The following is a 12,680-nucleotide window of genomic DNA, read 5'->3' as shown; positions in this document are numbered from 1 at the left end:
ATATTTTTTAGGCGCCTTTAAACAGTTTATACATTGTAATATTGCTCCCAACCTTTTGCTGGTGGCGGACCAGCCAAAAGTGCATTTGCGAACTTATCGTTAACAATTTCTTTTTTGACAGGATCGAAATTGATTTTAGTATTAAGTCGTTGCGTAATTACCCCTAAGCAAAATACCTGACTTAATGGTCCGGCAATGCTAAATGGAGATCGTGTCTTTTCTTCTCCCTTACAAGCTTTCAAGAAGTTGGCAAAATGGTTGGATGGAGATAGCGGAACCTCTGGCATTTTATTCTTCAAATCATTGGCTTTTGATTCTGGAATAATTTCTAAGGTACTAGCATGTGAACCTCCCTTAAAAACTAAATCTTTGCTATAGATAATTTTCCCAGGATTTAACTTAGCGGGCTGAATACTACCTGTACTTGGAGATGGAATGTTGGGGTCTAAACCAGATACGCCATAACCTTCTGGGATTTTCGGCAGATTATCTAATCCATCGTACCAAGTAATATTTACCGGAGGCATACCTTTTCTCTTTGCAAAATGGAAATTAATAGTAGAAGACATTGGGAAGAAGAAAGAATTATGATCTTTCAAATATTTTGCTTCCACTTGTGTGGGCAAACCGAGCTCTAAAAATTCGTGTGCAGTATCTAGAATATGTGCGCCCCAATCGCCTAAAGCACCCATACCAAAATCGAACCAGCAACGCCATTGTCCGTTCACAAAATCTTTATTATAATCGTGTCCAAGTGTTTGCATTTGCCACAACTCCCAATCTAAAGTAGTTGGTATTGTTTCAGCTGGCGGAAAATTCTTCATTTTAGGATTCCAACTGTGCCACCTCCGGGCCATGTTCATGTGTGCATCTATTTGGGTAACATCCTTAATAATCCCTGCATCTTTCCAAGCTTTAAACTGAAAATAATTTGCTTCAGAATGCCCCTGATTGCCCATTTGCGTAACCACTTTAGGATTTTTTTTCGCTTTCTGCATCATCAGTTCAACTTCCCAAAAGGTTTGCGCCATGGGTTTTTCTACATAAACGTGCTTACCTAAATCTAGCGCTTGCATGGTAACAGCAAAATGCGCAAAATCTGGTGTGCCTACAGCTACGGCATCTATTTGATTTGCCATTTTATCAAACATTTGCCTAAAGTCCTTAAATCGAGGAACATCGGGGAACATCTTCAAAATCTTCTGCGTATGTTCTGCTTCCATGTCCACATCGCAAAACGCAACTATATTACAAAGACCCGTTTTGTACAAATCTCTAATAATTTCTCCGGCCCTATTACCTACACCAACACAAGCCAAATTGACCCTTTCGTTTGCAGAGGCAAAAGGTATTTTTCCTAAAAGGCTATTTGAGAGCATCACACCGCCACCTGCCATAACAGTTCGGCTAATGAAACTACGACGAGAAAGATAATGGTTCATATTTTTTGGTTTAGTGATTATCGTTATTTCAATTTCTTAATTTTGATGTTTCTGAAGGAAACATGATCTCCATGGTCTTGCAAAAGAATGTGACCTTCGGCAGCTTCTCCAAAACGTTCCCAATCTTTATACTTGCTTTTAGCAACCAAATCACGAAAATCTTGAGATCCGCGTTGATATTGAACCACTTTAATTCCATTTAGGTAATGCGTTACCGTGTTATCTGCCGAAACTACAACCCTTCCTCTATTCCATTCGCCAATAGGTCGACGAGCTCTCGGATCTTTATTAGAAGTAATCAAATCATACAAAGATGCTAAGGTTCGATTACCATCGCGACCCATTTTAGCATCTGGATGTAGTTTATCATCCAGTATCTGATACTCTAGTCCTATAGCAGAGCCTTGCGTTTTTTCTTTTAGCGTTACGAAATATTTAACACCGCTATTGGCTCCAGGACTAAGCTTAAATTCGAATGATAAATCGAACACACTATACTGATCTCGTGTGATAATGTCACCTCCATTAGTAGATTCGCCACCATCCGATTTTAACACAGTCATTTCTCCTTTACCTACTTTCCAGCCTTTTTCTGGGAAGGAATTTCCGCGAACGCTTCTCCATTGGTCCGCTTTATCACCATCAAACAATAACGAAAAACCAGCCGCTTTCTCTGCCGAGCTCAATACATTGGGTTTTAGGTTAACTACAAAAACATCCTTCGAAAATGCTTGAGGTTTTAGATTATTCGTTTGGATTCGAATATTTTTAAAATACACTTTTTTGCCGTCTAATTTATCGGGAATACTATGCACCTGTAGACCAATAAATCCACTTTTATCTAGTGTATCTATTACATAAGATACTGGAACCTGATTAACCCAAGTACGCAATTCATCGCCAATGGCCTCTATACGGATGCGATTATATTCATTAGGTTTATAGGCAGATTTTGCAGTTTCATTAAGATCTAACGGGTATAGCCATCCTCTTCTAGCTTCGTCATAAATACCACCAGTCCATGCTCTTGCTGTAGGATCCACTTCTACTTGCCTGCCAAAAACCCGCTGTTTTTCTGCATCATATTGACTTCTGGTTTGAACGCCCGAATTGGTTTCATTACCCTCTAACTTAATATCTATTTCCAAGATAAAATCGCCATATTCTTTTTCGGTTACCAAGAACGAGTTTGGTGTTCCCTTCGTCATCGTTCCAACTATTGCTCCTTGTTCAATGGTATAAGGTGCATTACCACCCAGTTTTTTCCAGCCTTTTAAACTTTTGCCATCAAACAGACTGATCCAATTACCTTTTGGTGACTGAGCGAATGTTTGCATTGGCTGATAGAAAATAAACCCAATGGCTAGTGTCGTAAAAATTTTTGAAATAGTAGTTCTCATATTATATTTTGGTTAGGATTGTTGGTTGTTAAGTATTTGATTATTTATAAATATTCCCGCAGATTATCACTGATTTACACGCAGATTTACGGTGGTTTGTATTGGAGATTTGGTTTGTTTATTTGTTAGAATAATTGGTAATCGTTTTATATGTTCGGCATTTTATATCCGTTAAGGTATTTCGCAGCGAGATATTTATTAGCTTCTCTATCTGTAAATTTACGCTTGCTACGATCCCAATAAAGCTTTTTGCCTGTGCGATAGGCTATGTTTCCCATCTGAGAAAATGCAGCGATGTTGGCGCCAACTTGGATGGGAGCTTTTAGTATTGAGCTATCTTTTTTAGTGATGGCTTCAACAAAATTTTCCATGTGTAGCTCTAGTCCTCTATTGTTAGACTTTTGTAAAGAAACCGCTTCCATTCTACCTCTCTCCGAAATAACTTCCCAGCCATTTCTATTAAGCACCAACGTGCCATTATTTCCAATAAATGCAACGCCGTTACTTCTGCCGTACAAACCAAGTCCAATTCCTATGGCATGCTCCCATTGTACGCTAAAATCATCAAATTCATAGATTACATTTAAAGTATCTGGTGTTTCTGCGGCTCCATTCGGGTCTGCAAACTTTCCACCAGACGCCAGCACAGAAATTGGGTCAGAAACTTTCATTCCGAGCAATGCATAATCCAAGAGGTGTACTCCCCAATCTGTCATTAAACCTCCTGCGTAATCCCAAAACCAGCGAAATTCAAAATGAAATCTATTCGGGTTAAATGGTTTTTTTTCTGCTGGTCCCAACCATAAATCATAATTTACACCTTTTGGTACCGCAGCATCTGGTTTATTTACAATTGTCTTTTTCCAATCTAAATAAGACCAAGCCTTTACCGTTCTTATCTTACCTAGTTTACCAGAATGCACAAAATCTATAGCATCCAGAAAATGCTGCTGACTACGTTGCCATTGCCCAACCTGCACAATGCTTGCGCTATTTTTAACAGCACTTACCATTACATCACATTCTTTTATGGAGTTGCCTATCGGTTTTTCGACGTACACATGCTTTCCAGCTTTCACTGAATCTACCAATTGTAAGCAATGCCAATGATCTGGTGTAGCAACAATAACAGCATCTACCAAATCTCCATTTAACATTTCTTGATAGGAAATGAATGTCTTCACCTTAATCCCTCTATCAGCCAATTCTGTTTTACGCTTATTTAATACATTTTCATCTACATCGCATAGGGCAGTACATACTACTCGAGTATTTTTCAAAATAGCATTCAAATTGGACCATCCCATTCCATTTACCCCAATAAGGCCCACTCGAATTTCCTTCTCACTTTGAATTGCAAAAACATGATTAAGAGGCACGAAAGTAGCTGCCGTAAATATGGATGAAGCCTTTAGAAACTCTTTTCTATTCATTATCTGGGATATATTTATATGCGAACTATGTATGTTGCTTTACAGCTAAAAACAGGCAACAGTTAAAATGCCCTTTCAATAAAAATAGTTAAAAGAAATTAGCAACTGAAGGATGTTCTAAAACGCAAACGTTTGCGTTTTACTTTTCGAGAAATGTAATGAATGTTTTACATCGGGCCACTCATCAATAATCAGCTTCAGTATCAATTTTTCAATCTAAATGATTTGATTTTCCCCGAAAAAAAGAGGCATTTTTACACAAATCAATCAAAATATTTTTCCACATTTTTTAAAAGCTGTCAAAGTTTTAGGCAAAATCCAACTTTAAACGTTTTAAACCTAGTTTTTGAACTCCGAGTTCAAAAACCCTCTAAATTTGATATTTTGGCACATTTATATAAATTTGATTTCAACCAAAACTCAAATTTATGTATCAATTAAATGTTGCTGCAGACCAAGTTTCACAAGCGCTAAAAAAACACATTCTTGCCGATGGTTACGACCTTACCTACGACATGGAAAAAAGTAACGGCGCTTATATTTACGATTCGAAATACAATCGCAAACTTTTAGACTTTTTCACCTGCTTTGCTTCCGTTCCTTTAGGTTACAATCATCCAAAAATGGTAAACGATGAAGCCTTTAAACATAACCTGCTACTAGCTGCACTGGCTAATCCATCAAACTCAGATGTTTACACACAACAGTATGCAGAGTTTGTAAATACATTTTCTCGTGTTGGTATTCCAGATTATTTACCGCATGCCTTCTTTATTGCTGGCGGCGCATTAGCCGTAGAAAATGCACTTAAAGTAGCAATGGATTGGAAGGTTCAAAAAAACTTTGCTAAAGGTTACAAAGAAGAAAAAGGCTTTAAGGTAATCCATTTTGAGAAAGCATTTCATGGCAGAAGTGGCTACACCCTTAGTTTAACCAACACCTTACCAGATAAAACCAAATGGTTTGCCAAGTTTGACTGGCCTAGAGTAAGTACGCCGCAGCTAAAGTTTCCTTTAAATGAAGAAAACCTAAAAGTTGCAGCACAAACTGAAGCCGCTTCTTTAGCTCAAATTAAGCAGGCCTTTGCAGATAACAAGGACGACGTTTGTGCCATTATCATCGAGCCAATTCAATCTGAAGGTGGCGACAACCATATTCGTGAAGAATTTTTAGTAAAGCTACGCCAACTGGCAGATGAAAACGATGCGATGTTGATTTACGACGAAATTCAAACGGGCGTTGGTTTAACAGGAAAATTCTGGTGCCACCAACATTTTAATGAGCAAGCTAGACCAGACATTTTAACTTTTGGTAAAAAAATGCAGATATGTGGCATTCTAGTAGGCAATAAGGTTAATGAAGTTGATGGCAACGTATTCAAAGTTCCTTCTCGAATTAACTCAACTTGGGGCGGCAATTTGGTAGACATGGTACGTTCTACCCAAATTTTAAGCATCGTAGCAGAAGACCAACTTTGTGAAAATGCAGCTAATGTTGGCGAATACTTAAAAAACCAACTGCACGAATTAGCTAACAAATACGACAAAATGAGCAATGTTCGTGGAAGAGGCTTACTTTGCTCTTTTGATTTTCCTGATAAGGATATGAGAAACAAGTTTGTAGAGAAAGGAATGGAAAACAACGTAATGTTTCTAGGTTGCGGCAACCAAACCATCCGTTTTAGACCAGCACTTTGCATAGAGAAAAAACATATTGACGAGGGAATAGAAATAATGCACAAAATATTGCCTACGCTGTAATAAGCTTCGCCAAAACGGCATATTAATTTTTAAACCATTAAGAGTTTAAGGCTATTTAAAGCTTAATTCTTAATGGTTTTTCTATTTCTTTACTTCGCTCCTACAAACCGAAAGTCAATTTGCATTAACTTCGAAACATGAAAAAAATTGGACTAGCACTATTGGCTATTGCTTTAATTGGCTGGATGCTAAAAGATACTTTCACGCAATCTGGAATTGAAGATTTGAAGGGTGGTTTTACCGAAATTGCCAACTATAGAAACGAAAATAATACTGGCCCTGTACAGCGCATTTACGCTGTTACGGTTAAAGATACCACCGCCGCACAACTCAAAGAATATGGCGATTTAATGCCGCATACCAAGTATGGCAACACCAAGGTTTATTACTTTTTTGAAGGCAAAGGTGCTCCATCACAATTAGTACCAGGCGATATTAATTTTGATGCTCAATACAACACCAACTGTTTTGCACTTTATGAGAAGAGTGCTATGGGCAACGTAGGCTTGCTTAAATGGCCGTTCAAATAACTTTTAGAAGCGCAAATTTCTGCAAAACAATAACTGCAGTCCCGTTTTTCGCTTTTACGCTTCGCTTCGTCATACTTCCTCGCTGCAGGGTAAGCGCTACAACCGGGGCTAGTTGGCAACAAACGTACATCTATCGAAGATTGTTAGCCTAAGCACAGGCTAAAGAAGGTAGTTTTTAGCAATGCAGGTAGTTAATTAAACCTGATTGAAGTGGTTCCCGATTTAACTCACTGCCGTTAATCTTAAACAGGTCTTATCGGGAGCAACAAAAAGCAGGACTACAAAGGCCAAAAGCTACCTCCATTCTTTTCCAAATAAATTTTCTAAACAAACGCCGAATGACCGGTAATTGCCCTACCCACAATTAAGGTGTTGATTTCCTTCGTGCCTTCGTAAGAGTAAATTGCCTCGGCATCTGCTACAAAGCGAGCCACATCATACTCTAACAAAATGCCATTACCACCCATCACCTCTCTTGCTCTACTCACCACATCGCGGGTGCGCATAGAACAGAAAACTTTGGCCAAAGAGGCATGCTCATCGGTCAATAAATTTTGATCTTGCAGTTGCGACAACCGGAAACACAAAGTCTGCATGGCAGTTAGGTTAGATAACATCTCTACCAAATGATTTTGGATCAACTGAAAAGATGAGATAGGCCTACCAAATTGCTTACGCTTTTGTGTATAGGCCAAAGCTGCCTCGTAAGCTCCTCTTGCACAACCTACTGCCTGCCAAGCAACTCCAGCCCTAGTCATTTGCAAAACCTTAGCGGTATCTTTAAAAGAATTAGCATTTTGTAACCTGTCTGCCTCGTCTACTTCGCAATTATTAAGCGTAATTAAACCGTTTTGCACAATACGCAAAGCCATTTTATCCTGCATTTTTTCTACAGATATTCCAGGTGTACCTTTCCTTACCAAGAAACCTTTTACTTGGTTATCATCTAAATCTCGGGCCCAAATAATAGTTACGTCAGCAAACGTAGCATTGCCAATCCACTTCTTTTGCCCATTAATAATCCATTTATTTCCTTTGCGTTTAACGGTGGTCGTCAATCCTCCAGCGGCGCCAGAACCAACTTCTGGTTCTGTCAATCCAAAAGCTCCAATAGTTTTAAATTGTTGCATAGACGGCAACCATTCTTGCTTTTGCTCTTCGGAACCGCACAGGTAAATGCTACCCATGGCTAAACCGCTCTGTACGCCAAAAAAAGTAGACATAGATGTATCAATACGAGCCAACTCCATGGCTAAAATACCCTCCATGAGGTTAGATTTGCCTGCGCAACCGTAACCTTTGTAAACCAAACCACAAACATTCAGTTCAGCAATTTTTGGTATAATTTCGTGGGGAAACTCAGCTCGCAACCAATAATCGTTAACAATTGGTTTTACTTCCTTTTCCAAGAAAGCTCTCACTTTTAACTGTAAAGCTCGGTCTTCTTCGTTTAAGGCTTCTTCTCCAAGTTGATAAAAATCTCCTTCAATAGGTGGCAATTCTTTCTTACGAGAATTTCCGCCCATCATTTTCATCATACCTTGTAATTGCTTTTCGTCGAGACTAGAAATTGTTTCTACCATTTTAGGTAGATCAACTTTCTTAGAAAGTGCATCCAGTTTCTGAAAATCTACACTTTTAAATAATTGATAAGCGTTTTTTAAAGAGGAAAATAGATTAGCCATAGATGGGATATGTTTTAATGTAAAAGTTTGAAGTCCTACTATTGCAAGACCTCGTTACCTCCATACAAAACAAGAAATCCCCTAAATTGTTGGCTTTTGGAAGATTTCTACCTCAAATCAAACAAACTTTCTACACCCAAAAGTTTCCTAGATGTAAAGCCTTCGCCATATTCGGCACCAATGTTCTTACCCATTTCCCTAGCTCTGGCAATTACAGATTGTAGAAAAGCAGGCGTAGAAATATAGGTTTGAGGTTCGTTTTCATCTGGGCTATCAAATTGGGTTTTAAAAGCTTTGATGGCCTCTATTTTTTGCTCCATTTGCTCAGAAATATCGATGATAATATCCGGTTTGATATAGGTGTCTTGGATATACTGCAGCGTTAAACGTGGTCGCCAAGGTTCTTGTTTTATACTATCCAGCTCCGTTTCAATCCTCCTTAATCCAGAAAGAAAAATTGCGTCGTTAGCCAAATCCGAAGCTCTACCATGATCAGGATGACGATCGTATAGCGCATTAGTAAGCACAATCTCAGGCTGGTATTTGCGGATCATCTTCACCACTTCTAGCTGATGTGCTTCATCGTTTTTGAAAAATCCGTCTCTTATGCCAATGTTTTCTCTAGCGTGTATACCCATGATAGCAGAAGCATTTTTCGACTCTTCTGCACGAGTTTCAGCCGTACCGCGAGTTCCAAGTTCGCCTCTGGTAAAATCTACAATTCCTACTTTTTTACCTTGCGCAATATGTTTGATAATAGTACCCGAACAGCCTAATTCTGCATCATCAGGATGAACTGCTAAAACCAATAAATCTAATTTCATTCGTACCTTAATTTTACCACAAAGACACTAACAGCACAAAGCGATTTTATTCTGTGCTCCTGGTGTCTTTGTGCTTTATAATTTAGACATTTTCTTGTAAGAGACGTAGTATTTTTTTCTTCACTTTAGATGAAGTTGGCTTCGTGAACGGGAAAAAGTATTCAACCACTTCGCCTTTTTTATTGATCAGGTATTTATGGAAATTCCAACGGGGTGTAGAAGTCAAATTTCCATTTTGCTTCTTATCTGCCAAAAATTTAAATAAGGGATGAGCTTCCTTTCCCCTAATCATTACCTTATCGAAAATTGGGAAATTCACACCATAATTTACTTCGCAAAACTCATTGATGGCTTTGCCATCCAAAGGTTCTTGCTTACCAAAATCATTAGAAGGAAAACCTAAAATTTCGAAACCTTGTGCAGAAAATTCTTCTCTGATTTGTTGTAGTTCTTTCAACTGGGGTGTAAAACCACAACCAGAAGCTGTGTTTACGATCAACAATACTTTGCCTTTGTAATCGGCCAAGTTTTTTTCTGTTCCATTAATAAGGCGAGCCTTAAATGGATACACTGTTGGAGTTACATTCATATTTTAACCTTACTGATAGTAGCCAGACCCCTTAATGATCGATTCGATATCTCTATCTTCCTGAACGCTGTACGTGCTTTTTAAGTTATGACCAACCACTCTAGCGACCAGTTGATAGGAAAAAGCGGCAAATTTACCTTTTGTTTCCTTCACAATATCGTACGTTGTTCGCCCAACTTCCCTATCAATTAATTTAGTTAGTATTTGTCCTTGTGTAATGGTCAACTCCTTAATTTCAGTGTTGAACATTTTCTTAATTTCATTATCGCATTGCTTTACTAAGCGCTTTTGTTCCTTTTTATCTGATACCAAAGCTAGCTCACGCTCTAATTGCTCGTATCTACGCTTCGCAAACAACGCATAAGGCATCACTTTCAGCACATTATATCTCAGCCTGTTATAGGCAGCTTGCTCTTGTGGCGACTTCCAAATCCGTTGACCGTAGATCACTACCTCCCTTAAACCAATCCATGGAATCATAAAGCCTCCATCTACCGTGGCGGCTACACGAATGGTATCATTTTTGCCTAAATTTGGCCAAATAGCTTTAGATGTGCTGTCTTGTGCTTGGGCACAAAAACCAGCAATCATGACAATTGAAAGAGCAAAAAGACGATAAAAATTCATAAATTTATGCCTATTCAAAGTTAGCGCTATTTTTATATATTCGTTTTAACTACAAACCTAATATAATACTTTATAGTTTAATATTACTATAATTTTACCTAGAAAATACAAATGAAGAATACTTTAGTTATAGATCTGGAAGTCGAGAAAAAGGAAATACTAAAAAGGTATCGGGCTTTGCTACGTGCCTGTAAATCAACGTTACAAAGAGGAGATAAAAAAGAAATACGTAAGGCATTTGACATGGCTTTGGAGAGCCACAAAGATATGCGCCGTAAGTCTGGCGAACCTTACATTTACCATCCAATTGCAGTTGCACAAATTGCTGCCGAAGAAATTGGATTAGGTACCACATCGATTGTATGTGCTTTGCTGCACGATGTGGTTGAGGACACCGACATTACTTTGGAAGATATTGAGCGTGAGTTTGGCAAAAAAACCGCTAAAATTATCGATGGTTTAACCAAGATATCTGGCGTATTTGACACTAACAGTTCTTTACAGGCAGAGAATTTTAGAAAAATGTTACTTACCCTAGCAGATGATGTAAGGGTAATTTTAATTAAGCTGGCAGATAGGTTGCACAATATGCGTACGATGGATTTTATGCCTCGTCACAAACAACTGAAAATAGCATCAGAAACCATTTATTTGTACGCACCACTAGCCCACAGATTAGGTTTATATGCTATCAAATCTGAACTAGAAGATTTGTCTATGAAGTATTTGGAACCAGACACCTACAAATACATCGCCACACAACTTAACGAGAAAAAAGCTGAAAGAAATGCTTTTATAAAGGCTTTTGTCGAGCCTATCAATGATATTTTAGCTGAGCAGGGATTAATAGCCAACATTTACGGTCGTCCGAAATCTATCCATTCAATATGGAATAAGATGAAGAAAAAGAACATACCTTTTGAAGAGGTATACGATCTTTTTGCTATCAGAATTATATTAGACAGTGCTCCAGAAAGTGAAAAAGCGGATTGTTGGAAAGCTTATTCTATAGTTACCGATTTGTACCGGCCAAATCCCGATCGTTTGCGTGACTGGGTTTCATCGCCAAAAGGAAATGGTTACGAATCTTTACATACTACCGTGATGGGGCCAAAAGGGCAATGGGTAGAAGTGCAAATTCGAACGCAAAGAATGAACGAAATTGCTGAAAAAGGTTTTGCCGCACACTGGAAATACAAAGAAAGCAGTAATGATAATGGTCTTGACCAATGGATCCAGAAAGTAAGGGAAATGCTGAGCAACCCTGAGTCTAATGCTTTAGACTTCTTGGATGATTTCAAAATGAACCTTTTCTCTGATGAGATTTTCATTTTTACCCCAAAAGGTGCTTTATTGCAATTACCTTTAGGTGCAACTGCGTTAGATTTTGCATTTGAGATCCATACCGATATTGGTGCAAAATGTATTGGCGCTAAAGTAAATCACAAATTAGTGCCACTTTCTTATAAGCTTCAAAATGGCGATCAGGTAGAGATCATTACATCTAGCAAGCAAACACCGAAAGAAGATTGGCTGAATATTGTGATGACGGCCAAAGCGAAATCTAAGATCAAGTCATCCTTAAAAGAAGAAAAACGAAAAATTGCAGAAGAAGGAAAGGAAATTTTAGAACGTAAACTAAAATCCCTTAAAATCACCTACAATACCGATAATCTTAACAAACTAAGTTATTTCTTTAAACTGCAATCTACGCAAGATCTATTCATTTCTGTTGCCACAGGTAAAATAGAATTGAAAGATTTAAAAGAGTACCTCGCTGGCGAAAAAGAGATCGAAAATCGTGGTAACGAAAGAGGTTCGGACAATGACCGCATAGATGCATTACTTAAAAAAGTTAAGGGTCCAGAATCTGATGTACTTTTAATTGGCGAAGATCTACAAAAGATAGACTACACGTTAGCTGCCTGCTGTAACCCAATTCCGGGAGATGACGTTTTTGGCTTTGTGACCGTAAACGAAGGTATTAAGATACATAGAACTAATTGCCCTAATGCAGCACAGCTGATGGCCAATTATGGCTACCGTGTGGTTAAAGCAAAATGGAACAAGCAACAAGAATTAAGTTTCTTAACAGGATTAAGAATAGTAGGAATTGACGATGTAGGTTTAATCAATAGTTTAACCAAAGTAATTTCAAACGATTTTAAGGTTAATATTCGCTCAATTACTATCGATACCGATGATGGAATTTTTGACGGCTCAATTAAAGTTTTCGTAAACGATAAGGAACATCTAGATAATTTGATTAAAAATCTTTTAGCAGTAAAAGGCATCACTGGTGTGACTAGGTTTGATGCATAACCTACTACCTAGACTTACGAAGTTTTAAAAACTTTGTAAGTCTACCATAAAACAATTCAACAATCTAT

Annotated in this window: 10 protein-coding genes; 3 read left to right on the top strand and 7 right to left on the bottom strand. The window is 38.1% G+C overall.

The window, feature by feature from the left end; genetic code table 11:
* Positions 1 to 26: 26 nt before the first annotated feature.
* From AC23ME_RS13975 to AC23ME_RS13965, 3 genes are all read right to left on the bottom strand, one after another.
* Positions 27 to 1,442, bottom strand: coding sequence for a Gfo/Idh/MocA family oxidoreductase (locus AC23ME_RS13975; protein WP_487728394.1), 1,416 nt, complete (start codon positions 1,440 to 1,442; stop codon positions 27 to 29).
* Positions 1,443 to 1,465: 23 nt separating this feature from the next.
* Positions 1,466 to 2,842 carry a 3-keto-disaccharide hydrolase gene (locus AC23ME_RS13970; protein ID WP_487728393.1) on the bottom strand — a complete coding sequence of 459 codons (1,377 nt, stop codon included), beginning with the start codon at positions 2,840 to 2,842 and terminating at the stop codon, positions 1,466 to 1,468.
* A 146-nt stretch (positions 2,843 to 2,988) separates the two neighbouring features.
* Complete coding sequence (locus AC23ME_RS13965) at positions 2,989 to 4,275, bottom strand: Gfo/Idh/MocA family protein (RefSeq protein WP_487728392.1); 1,287 nt, start codon at positions 4,273 to 4,275, stop codon at positions 2,989 to 2,991.
* A 428-nt stretch (positions 4,276 to 4,703) separates the two neighbouring features.
* Here AC23ME_RS13965 and lat point away from each other — a divergent pair, with 428 nt between their 5' ends.
* Together lat and AC23ME_RS13955 are read left to right on the top strand one after the other, a co-directional pair.
* Positions 4,704 to 6,035: an L-lysine 6-transaminase gene (lat, locus tag AC23ME_RS13960; RefSeq protein ID WP_487728391.1), complete on the top strand. Its 1,332-nt coding sequence runs from the start codon at positions 4,704 to 4,706 to the stop codon at positions 6,033 to 6,035.
* A 137-nt stretch (positions 6,036 to 6,172) separates the two neighbouring features.
* Positions 6,173 to 6,565 carry a hypothetical protein gene (locus AC23ME_RS13955; RefSeq protein ID WP_487728390.1) on the top strand — a complete coding sequence of 131 codons (393 nt, stop codon included), beginning with the start codon at positions 6,173 to 6,175 and terminating at the stop codon, positions 6,563 to 6,565.
* Positions 6,566 to 6,888: 323 nt separating this feature from the next.
* Here AC23ME_RS13955 and AC23ME_RS13950 read toward each other — a convergent pair whose 3' ends face one another.
* The 4 genes from AC23ME_RS13950 to AC23ME_RS13935 form a co-directional block, all read right to left on the bottom strand.
* Complete coding sequence (locus AC23ME_RS13950; protein ID WP_487728389.1) at positions 6,889 to 8,250, bottom strand: acyl-CoA dehydrogenase family protein; 1,362 nt, start codon at positions 8,248 to 8,250, stop codon at positions 6,889 to 6,891.
* Positions 8,251 to 8,357: 107 nt separating this feature from the next.
* The gene (bshB1, locus tag AC23ME_RS13945) at positions 8,358 to 9,074 is read right to left on the bottom strand and encodes a bacillithiol biosynthesis deacetylase BshB1 (RefSeq protein ID WP_487728388.1); all 717 of its coding nucleotides are present in this window, start codon (positions 9,072 to 9,074) and stop codon (positions 8,358 to 8,360) included.
* An 82-nt stretch (positions 9,075 to 9,156) separates the two neighbouring features.
* Entirely contained in the window at positions 9,157 to 9,663 is a 507-nt protein-coding gene (locus AC23ME_RS13940) for a glutathione peroxidase (protein WP_487728387.1), read from the bottom strand.
* Positions 9,664 to 9,672: 9 nt separating this feature from the next.
* Positions 9,673 to 10,290 carry a DUF4294 domain-containing protein gene (locus tag AC23ME_RS13935; RefSeq protein ID WP_487728386.1) on the bottom strand — a complete coding sequence of 206 codons (618 nt, stop codon included), beginning with the start codon at positions 10,288 to 10,290 and terminating at the stop codon, positions 9,673 to 9,675.
* A gap of 111 nt (positions 10,291 to 10,401) precedes the next feature.
* Here AC23ME_RS13935 and AC23ME_RS13930 point away from each other — a divergent pair, with 111 nt between their 5' ends.
* Entirely contained in the window at positions 10,402 to 12,612 is a 2,211-nt protein-coding gene (locus AC23ME_RS13930; protein ID WP_487728385.1) for a RelA/SpoT family protein, read from the top strand.
* Positions 12,613 to 12,680: the final 68 nt, after the last annotated feature.

Source organism: Pedobacter sp. T50_32, from assembly GCF_057652195.1.
Note: the sequence above shows the minus strand (reverse complement) of the source record. Positions and strands in the feature narration are given on the sequence as shown.